Below are 19701 nucleotides of genomic sequence, written 5' to 3'. Positions count from 1 at the left end.
TTACCTTTAAGGCCATGCAATTTCAGCAGTGGAAAATTTTCTCATCTGATTTTTTTGGTTCATCATTTGCAATATTTTTTTTGCAACGCTGTTTTACTCACAAAACTTATCAACGATTAATGTACAGGTCTATTGCCTTTCTGATATTCATTTTAAGTATCCATAGCCTTTCAGCGCAGGATCAGTTATCCCAAAATAATGTTGAGCGTCTTTACAGCAGAGGTACTGAGCTTGTGGCACACGCTAACTACGGTGCCGCACGGGAAGTCTTCTCCGATTTCTTGCGTTTGGCATCTCCAACAGATTCGCGAAGAAGTGAAGCGGAATACTACGTTGCCTTCAGTGCGTTGAGCCTCGGTCACAACGATGGCGAGAAATTGATCGATGATTTTATTGATAACAACCCATCCAGTCCAAAAGCATCCACCGCCTATTACGATCTTGCAAACTTCTTTTACGCGGAAGGCAGTTATGTAAAAGCATCGCAGTATTTTAAGAAAGTCGACTTCCCCGCGTTAACATTAAACCAACAGAGCGAAGGACATTTCAAATGGGGATACAGTTACTTCAACCAAAAGAAATTGAACGAGGCCCTCGAGCAATTCAACTTTGTAAAGAAACAAAGCAATGCTTATTCGCCTGCCGCTAATTATTATGCAGGTTTCATCGAATACTCAAATGGCAAGTTTGAAGAAGCTTTGATCGATTTAAAAAAAGCAGAGAGTAGTCCGTCGTATGCTAACATTGTTCCATACCTGATCGCCAATATATATTATAAGCAGGGGCAATATGATACCTTAATTGATTATGCCAACAGTTTAAAAGGAAGGACGGTAGCAAACTCAGGTGAAATTGCTATGCTGGTTGCCGATGCGGAGTATTTCCAAGGCGATTTCAAAAAGGCAATTGATTCGTATGAAAAATATTTTGCCAAGAATGCAAAAGCCGAAACGAGTCTGCTGTTCCGGGCAGGTTATGCGCATTATGCCGCAGGCAATACGGAAAAGGGGATTGAATACCTCGACAAGGCAGCGGCAACGAAAGATACCGTCAGCTACTATGCATCTTATTATTTAGGCATCCTTCACCTGAAACAAGGCAACAAACAAAATGCATTGAATGCCTTTAACTATGCTAAGAAAAATCCCAAGGATAAAAAATTGGCCGAAGAGAGTTCCTTCCAATATGCAAAAGTTTCTTATGATGCGGGCAAGCCTGATATGGCGATAGACGAGTTCGAAAAATTTGTCAGCGCATATCCCAACAGTAAGCATGCAGTAGAAGTAAAAGAATTACTGGCGCAAGCGTATGCCAATGGTAACAATTTTAACCGGGCGATTGAATACATTGAGGGATTATCAAGTCGTAATCAGTACATCAATCAAGCTTATCAGAAGGCTACTTACCTGAAAGGTTCTGAGTTATTTAATAAAGAGGATTATCCGGGAGCGGTTGAAAATTTTGGGAAGTCATTGCAACACCCCATCGATCCGACATTCGTAGCACTTGCAAGCTTCTGGAATGCTGAGGCTTTTTCTATTGGAAAAAGATGGGAAGATGCAATCAAAAATTATCAGCGCGTGGTAGGACTTGGCGGCTCCGTTGAACCTGAGATTTTATTGAAGACCCGCTACGGACTTGGTTATGCGCATTATAATCTTAAGGAATATGATAAAGCGCTTTTTAACTTTAGAGAGTTTGTTAACAAAGGAAATAAAAACACGCCAAGCTATGCGGATGGTGTAATACGCCTGGCGGATTGTTATTATGTAACCAAACAATATGATGAAGCCCTAGCACAATACAACCGCGCTAAGTCATTAGGCTCTCCGGACAATGATTATGTGTTGTTGCAATCGGCTTCCATCTTCGGTGTACAGCGGAAGTACACACAAGCCCGGAGTCAGTTTACAGAACTGGTGAGAACTTATCCTAAATCGCAGTACAGAGACGATGCTATGTTTCAACGCGCGCAGTTTGATATTGAGCAAGGTAATTATCAGGCTGCTGTTGATGGACTGTCTGAGTTGATCAAGGACGGCACAAATTCATCCTTCCTGCCTTACGCATACATGCGAAGAGGTGCTTCCTATTTTAACCTGAAACAAATTGACAAGACAATTCTGGATTACGCCACTGTTGTTCAACGATTCCCAAAACATCCGGCTTCACAGGAGGCGTTGCTTCCATTGCAGGAAGCTTTAACGTCAGCAGGGCGTTCGGGTGAGTTTGAAAGATATTTGGCGGGATATAAAACCGCGAATCCGGATAATAAAAATCTCGAAGCTTTGGAGTATGAAACGGCTAAGAATTTTTATTTCAATCAGGAATACCAGAAAGCAATTACAGGTCTGCAAGGATTTATCAGCTCTTATCCTCAAACGGCAAATAGACTGGAAGCTCAATACTATATCGCAGAATCATATTACAGACTTCGTCAATACGACAAAGCTTTGCCAATATATCACGCCTTGAACAACGATGCATCGTTCCAACTTACTAATAAGACGGTAGCGAGGGCAGGAGAAATCGAATTTTTACAGGGAAAATATAATGATGCTATCAAATCTTTTCATCGCGTAGAAAAATTGGCAGCCAACAAGCGGGATCAGTACAGCGCCTGGTCAGGCTTGATGGAATCATTTTATCTCACCGAACAATATGACTCCGCCGATTTTTACGCGCGTATTATTTTAGAACGCGGTAATGTGAACGCCGGGGCCGAGAATAAAGCGTCCTTATATCTTGGTAAAACGGCAATGGCTCGTGGAGATTTGGAAGGTGCGAAAGATGAATTTCTCAATACATTGAATGCGGCACGTGATGAATACGGTGCTGAAGCAAAATTCTTATTGGCCCAACTCTTTTATGATAAGAAAGAATACAAGCAAAGTATCGAGACGCTGGTTAGCCTCAATACCGACTTTGCCGAATATCAGGAGTGGGTTGGAAAGTCATACTTACTGCTTGCAGATAATTATGTTGCCTTGAATAATGTGTTTCAGGCGAAAGCGACACTGCAGTCTCTCATTGACAACTTTCCTTCTCAAAATGTGAAAGAGGCTGCTAGAAAGAAACTGCAAGACATTGACAAACAGCAAATGGAACAACAAGCTGTTGAAGAAGATACCCTTGAAACAATCAATACAATAGATAACAATCGTTAATATTTTTTTGCGATGAACATGATTATTTCCAGAACCGAACGATTGATGAAGAACTATAAAAAAATTGCAGCAGCCGGCCCGTTGCTTTTAATGCTTTTCTTATTTGATACGGCATTTGCCCAGGACCCTAAAAAGCAATGGACAGATGGTGAAATTGAAAACGTGGAGATTGAGATTATGAATGAAAGAGAGATCACCCTTCCGGATGCCAACAGGAACTTTGAAAAAATTCCGCCGCGTCCCTCAGAACCGATCAAACCCCCGATCACTTACGACTTTCAGTCATTTAATTTTCAAGCGCCGCAGATCAATCCACAGATCCGTCCTTTGAAGCTGAAGCAGGAAAATCCATCCAATGTTTACGGAGGATTTGTCAGGGTTGGGTATGGCAATTATGTTTCTCCACTTCTTGAGGCTTATTATAATACAAGACGAGATAAAAATAAACTGGTTGGCGCACATCTTTATCATACCAGTTCAGACAAAGGACCTGTTGATGACCGCAATTCCGGAACTGGTTCATCAGGTCTTTCTGTTTTTGGACGATCTTTTACCAAAGGGATTTCGCTTTCAGGTAACGCGGGATTTGAAAACCGGACCACTCATTTTTATGGTTATCCGGAAGGGACGGAAGTTGAAGCGTCTTCCATCAAGCAATCCTACAATCTGTTGAAAATCGCCGGCGCTTTGTCAAACGCAAAGAATTCGGACTTCTCTTATAAGTTAGGAGCTGGAGTAAGTCACCTCACGGATAAATATGATGCGAAGGAAACGGAGTTCGATGTTGAATTCAGTTCTGCTTATGAAATCAGTGAAGATTCTAAAATAAACCTGAAAGGAGACTACTTTTTCATCAACAGGAAAGATGAGAATGTCGAGAAAAAGGCGCGCAGCCTGTTCGTTGTCTCACCGTCGTTTGCTTTTGTCCCTGTTGAGGATTTAAAAGTAAGTGTTGGGTTTATCGCAGCTTTTGAAAATGACACCATTAATTCAAAGAGTGTTCACGTTTATCCCGACATCAAAGCAGCTTATCCCATCAGCCCTTCAGTAGAGGCCTTTGCTTCATTGAGTGGCGGGATGGAGAAAGTTTCTTTGCAGACACTGAGCTATGAGAACATCTGGCTTGCCCCCAACGTACCAATCTTCCACACCAATAAAACCATCGATTTCAACGTAGGTCTTAAAGCAAAGTTAGGTAACAAGATAACAGCGCATAGCGGACTCGCCGTTGCCAACCTGAAGAACTGGTATTATTTTGTAAACACTACTGCCGACCAAGCTAAGTTCACAACAGTTTACGATGGTGGGAGCGGAACGAAGCGCGCTAACCTGTATGGCGCTCTAAGCTTTGTTCAATCTGAGGTTGCCAAGTTTATGTTAAGAGCTGACTTGTATCGCTATTCAACGGCGCGGATAGGTGAACCGTGGCATCGGCCGACCTACAAAGTAACGGCGAATGCTTTTTATAATCTCTATGAGAAATTCTTATTCAACGTTGATATTATAGCGCAGGGCGGAATGAAAGCGCAGGAGCCGATCACGAACAATACCATCAAGCTTGACGCCGCCTTTGATTTGAATTTTAAGACCGAGTATTTATTCTCCGAAAGTTTTTCTGCCTTTATTCAATTGAACAATATTGCCTCAAGCAAGTATCCGGTTTTCTTGTATTATCCTGTCCGTGGTTTTCAAATCATGGGAGGAATTACCTGGAGTTTTTAAGATTTTGTTTGAGCAAAGAGCGTATAAATTTTTTGTTGGCATTAATGGTGTGAAGAGGGACCGAACAAGTGTAGTGCAGGACGACATAAAAATACCTGCAGGCGATAAGACATTTGTATCGGTGAAATTTTCCCGTAGTTTTGTATAATTACCCTGTTCCTTAAACAATTAATGACCTGAACATGGCCAGAAAGAAAAAGCAAATCCCAGAGCCACCACCGGAAAACCTGGATAATACTGATGATACATTCGGACTACCAGAGGTTGAATACCAACCTTTGAAACGTGACGAACCTGAAAAGACCGAAGAGCCAATTTCGCAGGAGGAACCCCCAACGCAGGAAGCACCAACAGTAGTGGTGATCAACGAAGCTTCACAGCCAACGCATGAACCTGAGCCTGAAGCCCCTGTTGAGACGCCAACGTTTCAGTACAAGGACGAGCCTGTTCATGAAGAAGCTGCAAACGAAAATGTGTTTGAAGATCGGCAAACCTTCGATGAAGATCATCAACCGTACCAGCCAAGCTATTCGTACCAGCGTGAGAGCCCTGAGATCTGGCCAAAAGTTTTGGGTATCATTCTTGTTATTGCCCTTGTTGGGTTAGCGATATGGTACTTTGCTTCGTACCGGCCAGAACAAATTGCAAAAGAAGAACGCGAGCGTAAAGAGCTGCAAGCCATACAAGAGGAGGCCAGGAAAAAAGAAGAGGAGCGCCAGGCTGCCGCAAGACGCGCTGAAGAAGAACGTCAAAAAACCATCGCTGCTGTTCCGCCTACACCGGCAATTGGGACAATTGAAACACTAACGGGACGTTCCGGGCGTTACTATGTTGTCGTTGCCAGTTCTATAGACGGAGATCTGATTATGGACTACGCTAAGAAGTTAAGTGCTAAAGGGGTGAGCACGAAGATCATTCCACCTTTTGGAAAGACAAAATTCCATCGCCTTGCTGTAGCGGAAGGTGATACTTATCCAACCACACAGACGACTGCCGATGGGTTGAAAGGCGGAGATTATGGTGATAAAGTATGGGTAGTTAAATATTGATAATAACAATTCAGGTGTCTCGGTACCTTAAAAACCGATAACGATTTTTTAAACTAAATCTTCCTCATGGTTTTACTTCAAATTGTTACTGATACTGCTTCGGTTGCTGATCCGACGGCAGGTCAGTCGTTATCCATTATAGATCTGGCTATTCAAGGTGGTTTCATGATGGTGCCTATCGGCATCTGCTGGGTGCTGGCCATTTACCTTTTTATTGAAAGAGTTCTTACGATTAATAAAGCGAATGAAGAGCCGGGAACTTTTATGGGTAGAGTAAAGGAATTGGTACTTCGCGGCGATATAAACGGAGCAAAGATGCTTTGTTCTCAAAATGCAACACCCGTAGCCAGAATGATTGAAAAAGGAATTTCCCGTATAGGAATGCCATTGAAAACCATCGAAGCGTCTATTGAAAATGTGGGTAAGATTGAAGTCTTTAAATTGGAGAAGAATCTGACCACTTTAGCAACGATAGCAGGAGCGGCCCCCATGATGGGATTCTTAGGAACAGTAATCGGTATGGTGGAAGCTTTTATCGCCATTTCACAGGAAGAGGGCTCGGTGAGTCCCAAGTTGCTTTCCTCAGGTATCTACACCGCCATGATCACAACAGTCGCAGGGCTGGTCGTGGGTATTATGGCTTACCTGGCGTATAACTACCTGGTATCACGCGTTCAGAAAGTGATTCACAAAATGGAATACACGTCCATCGAGTTTATCGACTTGCTCCAGGAACCGAGGTAACTATAAATCTGTTATGTGTAGACGGAACTTTAATCCAAGGTACACAAGCGGGGAAGACCTCACACTTAGAACTCCAACACTTCAACACCCACCAACATGAACATTAGCTCCAAAAACAAAGTAGATCCAAGTTTTAGCATGGCGTCTATGACGGATCTGATTTTTTTATTGCTGGTATTTTTTATGTTGACTTCATCCTTCGTCACTCCCTCAGGGCTTCCTGTGAATTTACCAACAAGCAAGTCAAGCACGATTGAGGTTCAGAAGATTTCGGTGACTGTAACCAAAGATCTGCGTTACTACGTTAATGAAAAGAAGATAACCAAGGCAACGTTGGAAGGTGAATTAAAAAGCAGACTGTCAGGCCCCGGAGGTTCCGTCGTATTGCACATAGACAAAGATGTACCTTCAGAGCATTTAGTATATGTAGCAGGTATTGCTACAGCGTTAGAAGCGAAAGTAGTGGTGGCCACCAAGCCAAAGTAGTATGTTAAGTGAAGAAGCATTAGAAAAGAAGAACAAGCGGATCGCACTGATCTCAACTACCATCATTCAGGTAGTGTTAGTGATTGCTTTGTTTTTTATTGTTGCCTGGCGTGCTCCCGATCCTCCGCTACCAGAATATGGGATTGTGTTAAACTTTGGAACGGATGATGCTGGCTTCGGTGAAGTGCAACCTGAAACACCCGTAGGCAATGAAGGGAAAGCAAAAGAGGAGCCCGAAGCAAGTAAACCTGAGGTGAAAGAGGAAACGCCGGAAGTGGAAGAAGAGGTGAAAGAGGAAGCGAAACCGGTTGAAGAGAAGCCCATTGAAGAGCAAATTGTTTCTAAGGTTGAAAGCCCGGTAGTGGTAAAAGAAAAGAAAGAAGAAGTAAAGCCCGTTGAGAAGCCTGCTGAAAAACCGGTAGAGAAAAAAGTTGAACCGAAGGTAGAAGAGAAACCAAAGGTGGTAGAAAAACCCAAGGTAGAAGAAAAGCCGAAAGTTAATCCCGATGCAGTGTATAAACCGAACGCGCAACAATCAACATCAGATAATAAAACAGGAGAGAGCAAAGAAGGGAAGCCAGGCAATCATGGGGATGATCCGGGCAAGACCGGTGATAAAGGGAGTCCACAGGGTACGTTGGATGCTAAGGCATTATATGGCAAGCCTGGTGGTGGTGCGGGAGGCTCGAGCCTTGAGCTCTCCGGTTGGATGTGGGACGATAAGCCTAATCCCAATGTTCCCAATAATGAATCCGGCAGGGTTGTTTTTGAAATAAAAGTAGATGCTAATGGCGACATCGTTTCAATTAAAACATTGGAACGAAGCGTGAGTGCTGAGGCAGAGCAAATATGTAAACGGTCGGTCCAAAATCTTACGTTTAGCAAAACCGGATCTAACGTTCCTGAAATGTCGACAGGTAAAATAACCTTTGTTATCCGGGCAAATTAATTAGTATGCAGCAGCAGTGGGTTGAGTTTGTTCAAGACGTACTCATTACGATTCACGAAAATATAAGGGATCTGAAAGAGCGTCGTAATTTTGCGGATCCGGAGGAGCTTACGCATATCGAAGCAAAACTCCTGGCTTATTATGAAATATTATCTGCGCTACGAACGAGTGCAACCGAATTTAAAATACCTCGCGATCAATTAGGACTTTAATCGTTGTCAGCCTAATTCCTACCTTTGCGTCGCCATGTTTAAGACATACGAGGAAACCCTTGATTTTCTGTATCAGAACTTACCGATGTTTCAACGCGTCGGCGCTGCGGCATTGAAGCTTGACCTCAGTAATACGTGGGCATTGTGTGACATTCTTGGAAATCCTCATTCGAAATTCAAAAGTATCCATATCGCTGGTACCAACGGAAAAGGCAGCACTTCTCACATGATTGCGTCGGTTTTTCAAAGCGCAGGTTACAAGACGGGCCTATACACGTCACCTCACCTTAAATCTTTTACCGAGCGCATCCGAATAAATGGTAAAGAGATTTCCGAACATCATGTAATTGATTTTGTAAACCGTATTCATCCTGCTATAGAAAGTTTGAAACCTTCATTTTTTGAAATTACAGTAGCCATGGCGTTCGATTATTTTGCTGAGCAGAAAGTAGATATGGCGATTGTTGAAGTCGGAATGGGTGGTCGATTGGACTCCACCAATGTAATTACCCCGGAATTATCAGTTATTACCAACATCGGATGGGACCACATGGACATTCTAGGGGATTCGTTGGAGAAGATCGCTGAAGAAAAAGCGGGCATTATCAAAGCCGGTATCCCTGTGGTGATTAGCGAAAGGCAGCCTGAAGTGGAGGAGGTATTTAAAAAAAAGGCCTTTGCCATGAATTCTAAAATATACAATGCAACGGATCAAATCACAGTCAGACCTCACGAAGAAGAAGGTCAAGTAGCATTTGATATTTACGATGGTGGAACAATTGCTTTTAAAAATCTCGTGCTCCCTTTACAAGGAAGATATCAGCAAAAAAATATTGGTGGTGTTCTGCAAGCCTTAAAGCTAATGGAAATCATGGGTTGGAAGTTAATGCCTGAACACATTCGGGCTGGGCTGGAAAACGTAGTGTCGCTAACAGGTTTGAAAGGTCGTTGGCAGGTACTCAACAAAAAGCCTTTTATAGTTTGTGATACCGGCCATAACCTCGACGGAATTACGGAAGTATTAAAACAAATCAAGGCACAAACTTACCAGCACTTATATTTTGTTTTTGGAATGGTAAAAGGGAAGGACGTTAGTGCCATTTTAAAATTGCTGCCAAGGCATGCATACTATTTTTTTTGCCAGCCAAAAATTCCCCGGGCGTTGGATGCGACCGCACTCTGTGAACAAGCGCGGGACTACGGCCTTACAGGTGAAGTAATCATTGATATTAATGAAGCTATCCACAAAGCTAAGGCGACGGCGCATGCTGATGACATGATCTTTATTGGGGGTAGTACATACGTTGTGGCCGAAATTGATAATTTGTAACTGTGGTCATGTTTCCATTTTATTCTCATAGATCTCGCTATCACGATAGCTTGGCCTTCTCACTTACCGCATGTCCTATAATTCAGGATGCGCATCTTTTAATCAGTAGTATCTCATGAAAAGAAAATTAGAGCGTTTTAAAATAATTGAAGAACGCAGCAATGTCATCGAACGCAGCAAAGATGTCTTCGAAACGATCAAGGGCCACTGGCGAACCGAATATTTCAAAAACGACAATCCAATCACCATTGAACTGGCATGCGGCAGAGGTGAATACACGACTGGGCTAGGGGCACGCTTTCCGGAACGTAATTTTATTGGCGTGGATATAAAAGGAGAACGAATTTGGAAAGGAAGTTCTGTAGCATTAGAACAAAACCTGGCCAATGTTGCTTTTCTAAGGACGCCGATATTGTTGATTGAGAATTTCTTTCTGCCTGGCGAGGTAGATGAAATATGGACTACGTTTCCAGATCCGCGTCCCAGGAAGCGGGATATTAAAAGAAGATTAACGAGTCCGCGTTACCTGGAGATGTATAAGCGGTTATTGAAACCTGGTGGTTACTTTCGGCTTAAAACCGACAACACGGGTTTATATCAATACACGCTGGAGGAGATCCAGTCCAGAAGCGACATTCACGATCTGGCTTTTACAGAGAATGTTTACGAGTCTGGTTACAGGCACGAGTGTTTTGATATTAAAACAAAATACGAACAGCAATTTGCCAGCAAAGGTGAAACGATTAAGTATTTAAGATTTAAATTTTAAAACTTTCAGTATGGATGAGCAAACAAATTTTGACTTGGAGGAAAAGTTTTTGAATGCCGACCGTCTCATTTCAGAAAATAAGATCAGCGAAGCAGCTCACTTGCTGGAAGAAATTCTAAATGAAGCGCCTGACTTTGGAAAAGCGCATAATCATTTGGGTTGGTTATATGAAACTAAGTTTAAGAATTATGACCGTGCGCAGGAGCATTACAGACTGGCAATAAAATTTTCTCCAGAGTACCCTGCCGCACATTATAACTATTGTTATTGTCTTTCCACGCTTCGGAAATATGACGAGTTAGAGAAGGTACTGGAGCAAGCCATCAAAGTTTCGGGCATCAACTACGCTACCATTTACAATGAATACGGATTGCTTCGCGAGATCCAGGGCAACCTCGACGATGCGATACATTATTTTAAGTTGCACATCAAAAATTCGTTCGACTCAAAAAGTATAGAAGCTGCAGCCGAATCGATTAAACGATGTGAACGAAAAAAGCAATTGATTGGATAGAATTGATGTGTTTAGGATGTATCGTACGGCCTCTTTCTGTTGGAAGTTAGTTAAATTCGTAAAGACACATGTTTCAGCGAAAATCAACTTTCAACTCAACGATGGAAGTGTGCTAACAATTTCATAACACGTCCGTCACGGTCCAATAATTTGCTGTCGCTATCTTGCCCGCAATGGGTAAAAAAAGAAAACGAGACGTAGAACTCGTTATAATTTCCGATGTTCATCTCGGCACCTATGGCTGTCGAGCAGAGGAGCTCCTCCGATATCTTAAAACAATCAGACCCAAAAAACTCATTCTGAATGGTGATATCATTGATATGTGGCAATTCAGCAAGCGATATTGGCCGAAGTCGCACATGCAGGTTATAAAACATATCACCGGCCTATTAGCTAAGAATACAAAAATCATTTATCTCACCGGCAATCACGATGAAATGCTTCGGAAGTTTTCGGGTTTCCGCCTGGGTGCATTTCAAATCGATGACAAAGTAGTGTTAAAACTGAATGGTAAAAGTGCCTGGGTTTTTCATGGCGATGTCTTCGACGTAACCATGCAATATTCTAAATGGATTGCCAAATTGGGCGCTATGGGTTACGACATCCTTGTTCTGATTAATACGGTGGTTAACTGGTGTCTTACAAAATTAGGAAGGGAAAAAATTTCACTTTCCAAACGTGTGAAGAATAGTGTGAAATCGGCCGTAAAGTTTATTAATGATTTCGAAAATACGGCCGCTGGTATCGCTATCCAAAACGGTTATCAATACGTCGTCTGTGGGCACATCCATCATCCTGAAATAAAAGTTGTGAAAACGGAAAAAGGTGAGGTGACTTACCTGAACTCTGGCGACTGGGTTGAAAATCTAACCGCGCTGGAATACAATAATGGACGGTGGAGCATTTATCGGTATATGGATGATAAGATGGCACATGTATTAAGTCTTCCAAAACACTATAGTTACAAGCTTGACAATGAAGAAATCTTTCGCGATTTAGTAAATGAATTTCTAACAATTAAAAAGTGAAGATTTTATACGCGATTCAAGGGACTGGCAATGGCCATGTAACACGTGCAGAAGATGTAATCCCGATTTTACAAGAGTATGGTGAACTCGATCTTTTTGTAAGTGGCGCGCAAGCGGACGTTAAATTACCTTATCCGATAAAATATAAATCCAAAGGATTAAGTTTTTTCTTTGGCACCACCGGCGGGATTAATTTTTACAAAACCTTTAAACAGAACAGTTCCAAGGAAGTGTATAAGGAGATAAAGAAATTTCCTGTTGAAAAATACGACCTCGTTATCAACGATTTTGAGCCTATTTCTGCATGGGCGTGCCGAAAACGCGAAGTGCCATGTGTTGGTTTGAGCCATCAATCCGCCTTACTCTCACCAAAGGTTCCTAAACCCAAAAATATTGACCCAGTAGGCGAATGGTTATTGCATAATTATGCGCCCACCAAGCTAAACGTATCCTTTCATTTTGAAGCCTACGATTCAAATATTTTTACACCTGTTATACGCAAAGGAATAAGGGAATGTAAAAACGAAACGAAAGATCATTATACCGTTTATTTACCAGCGTATCACGATCGTAAACTTGTTCCGTTACTTGCTAAAATCCCCCATGTACGGTGGCATATTTTTTCGAAGCATGCCAACAAACCATACCACATCGGAAAGTTGTCTGTGTACCCCGTGAATAAAGAAGAGTTTGCAGCAAGCATGACATCGGCAAAAGGGATATTGTGTGGTGCCGGATTTGAAACACCTGCGGAGACATTGTATCTCAATAAAAAGCTTTTGGTGATACCGATGAAGTCGCAGCTGGAACAGCATTATAATGCAGCATCATTGAAGCAGCTGGGCGTTCCGGTGGTGAAGAAGTTGCGTAAGAAACATTTAAGCAAAATCACAGAATGGATTGAAACTGAAAATAGGGTTACCGTTGACTATAAAAACGTTACTGCGGAAGCTGTTGCCAGGGCGATTAATCTAGGGCGACTTAACAGTTAAATAGATTCCTAAGCAATCCTTACACTTGTTAAAATTCCACACCATTGAGACGCGTTACGGAAATAGAGCTAACAATTAACTCAAATCTCACCTTCTCCTAAAACTGAGTTAACACACGCATCTTATATTGTGCTACTTAAGACTTGCGATGGGAGAGAAGAAACCGTTTAAAATATTGTTGGTAGATGACGATTTAGACATCCTGGAACTTCTCAAATATAATCTGGGAAAGGAAGGGTATAAGGTCAAGACACTGCACGACAGTAACCATGCCGTTGATTTGGCGAAAGATTTTTCTCCCGACCTGATTATTCTCGATATTATGATGCCGCATCCCAACGGCATAGAAATTTGTAAAGAGTTGCGCAGCCTGAAGCGGTTCGAGGAAACCTACATTTTTTTTCTAACTGCTAAGTCAGAAAGTTATTATCAGCAAGCTGCTCTTGATACCGGTGGCGATGATTACATTGAGAAAGTAGTCGGCCTAAGAGCCCTTACCTATAAAATAAGTACAGTTCTGAAACGCAAATTCATTATCCGCAAAAGCATTCTTGAACTGCAAGTCGGCAATATTCTTCTTAATCGAAAAGCTAATTCAGTAAAAATTGCTCACCATGAAATCAAATTAAGTAAACCCGAATTTGAACTGCTCTTCTTCTTCGCTCAAAATCCTAAAAAAATTATCACGCACGAAAATTTACTCTGCAACATCTGGGGATCTGAAATATACATGTTTGACACCTCTATCGATGGGTACATCCATAATCTTAAGATGAAGCTGGGAGCGGATATTATTGAAACTTTTGGCGGACACCGTTATATGTTGAGTGTTTGAGTGTTTAGGTGTTTGGGTGTTTATGTTAAGGAGGCTGAGCCCTTTGACCTGATTACTTTTTAAGATTATCTATTCCCGCATGCTTTTTGAGAACCGATTTCGTTAGTTGGGAATAGAACTTAAATGAAAGAGCTTTTTAACATTGTTATTGCGAAATTAAAGTCTAATGTAAGGGATTTCAATAACAAGCCGGGAATATTCCGGCGCATAGTGTGGTATTTTGGCCTGCTGTCACTGTGTATTTTTTCCTCAGTTGTTGCGTTCATTCTTATGATCTGGATGGGAGTGTTCGGGGAGATTCCCAGTAAAAAGGAATTGAGTTCCATCAATCATCAGGTTGCTACCGAAATATTCAGCGCCGATAGTGTTTTATTAGGTCGTTATTACTGGCAGGAACGTTCGACCGTACCCGCGAACGAAATTACTACTGAATTAAAAAATGCGTTGGTAGCCACAGAAGATGTCAGGTTCTATAACCATCATGGCATAGATACCAGAAGCATGTTCCGCGTTCTTATTAAAAGTATTCTGTTACAAAATGAATCGGCCGGCGGAGGCAGTACAATCACCCAACAATTGGCTAAAAATTTATTTCCCCGACAGTCTTTTGCAGTTCTTTCCTTGCCGATTAACAAAATAAAGGAAATGATCATTGCCAGAAGGTTGGAGAATACTTATACGAAGGATGAAATTCTGGTGTTGTATTTAAACACAGTTCCATTTGGTGATAACGTATACGGCGTGAAAACGGCGGCCGATCGTTTTTTCTCCAGTTCAGTAAAAAATCTAACGGTAGACCAGGCTGCGGTTCTGATTGGAATGCTGAAAGCGACACATGCGTATAACCCCAGGGTTTATCCGGACCGTGCTAAGCAGCGTCGAAATGTCGTGTTAGCCCAGATGCATAAATATGACTTCATTTCAAGTGACGAAAAAAATACGTTGCAGAAAAAACCGTTAGGGCTTCGATATAATAAGATCACTCATAATTCCGGACTCGCGCCCTACTTCCGGGAATATATCAAGAAGGATTTAGAGGCCTGGTGTGCTTCGCACGAACGGCCAGACGGCAAACCATATAATTTATATACAGATGGTCTGAAAGTTTATACTACCATAGACTCACGTTTGCAACGCTACAGCGAGGTTGCTATGCAATCGCACATGAAAGAACTGCAAAAGAAATTTATCAAGCAGATGAGCAAGAAAACGCTTGACGAAGTCGTAAACGGTCATCTCAAAAAATTAACTCAGTATAAAGCATGGAAGGAGCAAGGTTTATCGGAAAAGGAGATTCTCGCGGAAATGAAAAAACCGGCTTTCCGCAAAATCTTTACATGGGAAGGAGGCAAGGAACTTGAAATAAGCGTGTATGATTCGCTGCTGCATCATCTTCAGTTCTTACAAGCAGGTTTACTTGCCATAGAGCCTCAAACCGGCCATGTGAAAGCTTGGGTAGGCGGTATCGATCATGAATTCTTTCAATATGATCACATACGTGAAAGCACCAAAAGACAAATAGGATCCACGTTTAAGCCAATTGTGTATGCGGCAGCACTTGAACGTGGGGTGGATCCCTGCGAATATGTTTCTGCTCGCCAGACTTCATATTCTAATATGGAGGACTGGACACCTCAAAATTCATCGAATGATAGCTATGATAAAAAATACTCGATGGAGGGCGGACTTGCTGGTTCTGTCAATACGGTGTCGGTGAAAATGTTGGAAAAGGCTGGTATCGGTCAAACCATTGCAATGGCGAATAAAATGGGTATTAAAAGTGATTTGCCTAACGTACCCTCTATTGCTTTGGGATCTCCATCGATTTCCATGATAGAAATGGTAAGTGCTTATGGTGTTTTTGCTAACAAAGGAAATTATGTAAAGCCAGTTACCATCACTTCCATTCTTGATGGTAAAGGAAATGTATTGGAGGAAATTGAGGTAGCGCCGAAACGTGAGCGGGCCTTATCGGAAGCCACCGCTGACATGATGATTCACATGTTGAAGCGTGTTGTAAATGAAGGTACGGGATCAAGTTTGCGTGGACGCTATGGATTGACTAATGATATCGCAGGAAAAACCGGTACGACACAATCCAATGCCGATGGATGGTTTATTGGAATTACGCCGCATCTGGTGATAGGCGCATGGGTTGGCGCCGATGATCCCCGCATGCATTTCCGAAGCACTTCGCAAGGGCAAGGCTCCGCTACGGCATTGCCTATCGTGGCTAAACTGTTACAACATGCGAATAAAGATCAAAATCTAAAATATTTTACGAGAGCGAGATTCTCCCCAATAGCTCCGGAATTATTAGAACGCCTGAGCTGTGATCTCGAACGCTCTGATAAAAATTTCTTTCAACGGCTTTTCAATATCAAGCGTAAAGTAAAGGAGCGAAAATTCAAATCCGGCAACTAACATGCAATAATTGCAGCACCTTTAAATTGTTTCATTCTATCTACAAAATGTTGAAATGAATTCAACTCACTGAGGTTAAACCATGCTTTCCAGCCTATATGCGGAGATTCTTTTTTTGCACGATTTTTCCTATGATCGAAATGAGATCTATGTGAAACTAAAAAAGGAGGAATTATGAACTTAGTAGGAAAAGAATATGAAGTAGATAACCTCACGGGAAAAAACCACGAAGGTCCGAATGCAAACGTGCCAGTACGTAGATTAACCGCTACATCCATTATTGGCGACAAGGTGGAAAATTTAGATGGCGAAAATTTAGGTACGATCGACAATCTGATGATCAATATTAATAGCGGTTTTATCGAATATGTGGTGTTGGAGTCAGGGTCATTTCTTGGATTAGGCGGCAAGTTGTTCGCAATCCCATTCTCACAATTGTATTTAAATGCTGAAAAAGAATGCTTCATTTTAAATCGTGAGAAGGAATATTTTAAAACCATTCCAGGATTTGATAAAAACCATTGGCCCGATACCAATGACCATTCTTATTTTAATGATGTCGACACTTTCTGGAATGCGCCATCAACAACATCTCCGCGATACACGTAATATCGTTGCATACTGATAATATATTTGGCTTTCATCAAAAACCTTATTCATTCCTTGGCGGGAATGGGTAAGGTTTTTTTTATTGGTAAAATCTTAGTGTCGGAGTAACTTCGGGACAATAAACGCATTGGCAAATCTTTATCTTTTATGAAATCGCGTGTTTTCATTTCAGAAACTATTGGACATGTTTCCACCATCACGGAAGTGCCGTCATCTCCATTAGCTGTGATGGTTCTTGCACATGGTGCAGGGGCTGGCATGGAGCATCGGTTTATGGAAAATTTAGCGATAGCCCTCAAAGAACAGTCGATAGCAAGCGTGCGATTTAACTTTCCTTTTGTTGAAAAGGGTAGCCGCAGGCCCGATGTATCAGCCGTGGCAGAGAAAACAGTTGATGTGATATTATCCTATGTGCAAAAGGAATTTGCTGGAACGCCTGTGTTTCTTTCCGGGAAATCTTTTGGCGGTCGCATGTCGTCGCAATATTTTTCTAAAAAGCAACCGTCAGGAGTGGCAGGAATTATTTTTTATGGATTTCCCCTTCATCCTGCGGGCCAGCCAGGTACCCAACGGGCAGACCACCTGAGATCAATAGCTATACCGATGCTGTTTTTACAAGGAACCCGGGATGCCCTTGCAGATTTGACATTAATCGAGAATGTGTGCAAAGGTCTTCCATCAGCCACCTTGATCAAGTTTGACGGTGCAGATCATTCCTTCAAAATTAAAAAAAACGAAATTACGGATGAACTGGCGACGCAGACGGCTCAGTGGACACGTGGCGTTTTGTTGAAACAGTAAGGAAAATTGCATAGCCAGATGGATATTTTCGCGTGCGTAGGGGCACAATTTAATTTTTAATTGAACTTTAGCATATTCTCTTATATATTTGCCAATTATTTTAATATCAATTTATAATGAAAGAAGGAACAGTAAAATTCTTTAATGAGTCCAAAGGATTCGGATTTATTAAAGAAACAGGAACAGGACAAGAGTATTTTGTACACATTTCAGGACTCCTTGTCGATCAGATCCACGAGAATGATGCAGTCACTTTTGAACTCAAAGAAGGAAAAAAAGGATTGAATGCGGTTAATGTTCGTTTAACGAATTAATAAATCATCATTGCCAAGGAAAGCCAGGCCCAAAGCCTGGCTTTTTTTGTTGTGCAGCAGACAGGGTGTAGAAAACGTGCTACATTTTTATTCATTGATAATGTTGGCAACAAACACTTAATGGGAATACTTTATGGAGCGTCGTATAACATTTTCAGAATTTATTCCTTTGAAATTAAAACGCGGGCAGCTTTGAAAAAAGATAATCTTAATTACTAACTTCATTCCGCTTCTGCGGTTATATCTAAACAATTAAACAAAGATTAAACTACTATATGAGAAAAATTCTTGTTCCCACAGACCTCTCAGTAATTGCTGAACGCGGCCTCACCTTAGCAATCGAAATTGCTGAGCGGTCGGAGGCTGAAATAAGTCTGGTAAATTTCACCCGTCATCCATTTGGAAAAACGTTTACTGCAATGGGAGAGGTGACGAGTAAAATTGATCAGGAAGGGGAATTATTTAATCTTCAATTGCTTCATGTTACCAAACAAAAGATGGAGGATCTTGCAGCGAAATACCGTCAGCAGGGCGTGGATATCGAAACTGCTATTGTAGATGAAGAATTTAAAGAAGGAATTGACGAATATCTTGATCGTGAAAACATTGATTTGATTGTTATGGGAACTTCTGGTGAAGAGAACGCTAAAGAAGTATTCACCGGAAATCATACCGAGCAGGTAATCAAGATTTCAAAATGTCCTGTGCTTTCGGTTCGTGATGGGTTCCAGATAAAGGACTTCAATAAAATTGTGTTGGCTGTAAATGTTATTAAAAACAATACGCATGTGAATGAAGCATTGAATACACTCGCGGATCTTGCTGCCTGTTTTGATGCCCATATTTATCTCGTACATGTTCGTGATCGCGCAGCAGATTATTCAAATCTTAACCTGCAGGATTTCTTTACAAAAATGGCTGAGCGTGCCGGACTAAGGAATTATTCAGTAACTATTCATAACGCTGATGATCAAGCTAACGGTGTGATTGAATTTGCACGAGAAGTAAAAGCTGGACTTATCGCCGTTATCAAAAACAGCAGCGATGGAATTTTCCGCATTTTCTCCAATCATTTTTCCGACCGCCTGGTGAAAGAAGTCGGCCGGCCCGTGTTTACTTTCAATCTGCAGAATGTAGAATAACACAAGACCATCTTCAAGGAAAATTTGGGTTGAGGATTCTCTAACGATTCTCACTTTTCTGTAAGTAAGGTTAAACTCCCTTTGCTTAAAGGCGGTTGCATTTTTGCCGTGGTGTTGTGGCGGAGAATAGGAAAATGCTACCTTTAAGTCATGCGTTAGCCTTATGTATAATATGAAATCATTCATCGATTCTGTCAAAAATTTTCAGCTTTCAGATTATAGTTTAACCTATTACCATTTATTTTTTGGGGCATTGGTATTGGTTGTTGTATTGGGCATATCGAAACTTGGTTTTATCGAAATGCAACACCTGCAACACAGCGTCTTCATAAAAGCTTCCATATTGGAATTTATGCCACTTACTATGGAATCTCATTCCTGATGGTAATGCATTTTATTTTATGGCAGAATTATACAATGGTTTTCGTTTTGGTGGTGATGTATCTTTTACCCCTAGCCGTAAAGTTGACTAGAAATTATTTCCTGAAACACAATGAAATACACCTCCAGGAAAATAAGAAAAAATAAGGCCCACAAACACTATTTCAAAAGTAAAATGACGTCGGCAACCGGAGGTCCCCAATAGAACCTTCAAAGACTATTTGTTAGACGCT

19 protein-coding genes are annotated in these 19701 nt (G+C 41.6%); all 19 read left to right on the top strand.

Annotated features, from left to right (window positions below):
* Positions 1–119: 119 nt before the first annotated feature.
* The 19 genes from P2W71_RS21355 (at position 120) to P2W71_RS21265 (ending at position 19469) form a co-directional block, all read left to right on the top strand.
* On the top strand, positions 120–3167 hold the full coding sequence (locus P2W71_RS21355; RefSeq protein WP_276373389.1) for a tetratricopeptide repeat protein: 3048 nt from the start codon (positions 120–122) through the stop codon (positions 3165–3167).
* 12 nt (positions 3168–3179) lie between these two features.
* Entirely contained in the window at positions 3180–4889 is a 1710-nt protein-coding gene (locus P2W71_RS21350) for a hypothetical protein (protein WP_276373387.1), read from the top strand.
* 182 nt (positions 4890–5071) lie between these two features.
* Positions 5072–5938 (top strand): hypothetical protein, encoded by an 867-nt coding sequence (locus P2W71_RS21345; protein ID WP_276373386.1) that lies wholly within the window; start codon positions 5072–5074, stop codon positions 5936–5938.
* A 66-nt stretch (positions 5939–6004) separates the two neighbouring features.
* Entirely contained in the window at positions 6005–6682 is a 678-nt protein-coding gene (locus P2W71_RS21340; RefSeq protein WP_276373385.1) for a MotA/TolQ/ExbB proton channel family protein, read from the top strand.
* A gap of 96 nt (positions 6683–6778) precedes the next feature.
* Positions 6779–7168 carry a biopolymer transporter ExbD gene (locus tag P2W71_RS21335; protein ID WP_276373384.1) on the top strand — a complete coding sequence of 130 codons (390 nt, stop codon included), beginning with the start codon at positions 6779–6781 and terminating at the stop codon, positions 7166–7168.
* Position 7169: 1 nt separating this feature from the next.
* Positions 7170–8117 (top strand): hypothetical protein, encoded by a 948-nt coding sequence (locus P2W71_RS21330; protein ID WP_276373383.1) that lies wholly within the window; start codon positions 7170–7172, stop codon positions 8115–8117.
* Between the two features lie 5 nt (positions 8118–8122).
* Positions 8123–8329: a hypothetical protein gene (locus P2W71_RS21325; RefSeq protein WP_276373382.1), complete on the top strand. Its 207-nt coding sequence runs from the start codon at positions 8123–8125 to the stop codon at positions 8327–8329.
* A gap of 34 nt (positions 8330–8363) precedes the next feature.
* Complete coding sequence (locus tag P2W71_RS21320) at positions 8364–9659, top strand: folylpolyglutamate synthase/dihydrofolate synthase family protein (protein ID WP_276373381.1); 1296 nt, start codon at positions 8364–8366, stop codon at positions 9657–9659.
* 115 nt (positions 9660–9774) lie between these two features.
* Positions 9775–10428, top strand: a complete 654-nt coding sequence (gene trmB, locus P2W71_RS21315) for a tRNA (guanosine(46)-N7)-methyltransferase TrmB (RefSeq protein WP_276373379.1) — start codon at positions 9775–9777, stop codon at positions 10426–10428.
* Between the two features lie 10 nt (positions 10429–10438).
* Positions 10439–10942, top strand: a complete 504-nt coding sequence (locus tag P2W71_RS21310) for a tetratricopeptide repeat protein (RefSeq protein ID WP_276373378.1) — start codon at positions 10439–10441, stop codon at positions 10940–10942.
* A gap of 173 nt (positions 10943–11115) precedes the next feature.
* Complete coding sequence (locus tag P2W71_RS21305) at positions 11116–11970, top strand: UDP-2,3-diacylglucosamine diphosphatase (RefSeq protein WP_276373377.1); 855 nt, start codon at positions 11116–11118, stop codon at positions 11968–11970.
* Positions 11967–12962: a glycosyltransferase family protein gene (locus tag P2W71_RS21300; RefSeq protein WP_276373375.1), complete on the top strand. Its 996-nt coding sequence runs from the start codon at positions 11967–11969 to the stop codon at positions 12960–12962. The genes P2W71_RS21305 and P2W71_RS21300 overlap by 4 nt, the downstream gene beginning before the upstream one ends.
* Positions 12963–13110: 148 nt before the next feature.
* Positions 13111–13797 (top strand): response regulator transcription factor, encoded by a 687-nt coding sequence (locus tag P2W71_RS21295; RefSeq protein WP_276373374.1) that lies wholly within the window; start codon positions 13111–13113, stop codon positions 13795–13797.
* Positions 13798–13920: 123 nt separating this feature from the next.
* Positions 13921–16221 (top strand): transglycosylase domain-containing protein, encoded by a 2301-nt coding sequence (locus P2W71_RS21290; RefSeq protein ID WP_276373373.1) that lies wholly within the window; start codon positions 13921–13923, stop codon positions 16219–16221.
* A gap of 174 nt (positions 16222–16395) precedes the next feature.
* Complete coding sequence (locus P2W71_RS21285) at positions 16396–16830, top strand: PRC-barrel domain-containing protein (protein WP_276373372.1); 435 nt, start codon at positions 16396–16398, stop codon at positions 16828–16830.
* 147 nt (positions 16831–16977) lie between these two features.
* Complete coding sequence (locus tag P2W71_RS21280; protein ID WP_276373371.1) at positions 16978–17631, top strand: alpha/beta fold hydrolase; 654 nt, start codon at positions 16978–16980, stop codon at positions 17629–17631.
* Positions 17632–17747: 116 nt separating this feature from the next.
* Entirely contained in the window at positions 17748–17945 is a 198-nt protein-coding gene (locus P2W71_RS21275; RefSeq protein ID WP_276373370.1) for a cold shock domain-containing protein, read from the top strand.
* A gap of 275 nt (positions 17946–18220) precedes the next feature.
* Positions 18221–19087: a universal stress protein gene (locus P2W71_RS21270; RefSeq protein WP_276373369.1), complete on the top strand. Its 867-nt coding sequence runs from the start codon at positions 18221–18223 to the stop codon at positions 19085–19087.
* A 172-nt stretch (positions 19088–19259) separates the two neighbouring features.
* Positions 19260–19469, top strand: a complete 210-nt coding sequence (locus P2W71_RS21265) for a hypothetical protein (RefSeq protein WP_276373368.1) — start codon at positions 19260–19262, stop codon at positions 19467–19469.
* Positions 19470–19701: the final 232 nt, after the last annotated feature.

It is taken from the genome of Chryseolinea sp. H1M3-3, from assembly GCF_029360725.1.
Taxonomy (GTDB): Bacteria; Bacteroidota; Bacteroidia; order Cytophagales; family Cyclobacteriaceae; genus Chryseolinea.
Note: the sequence above shows the minus strand (reverse complement) of the source record. Positions and strands in the feature narration are given on the sequence as shown.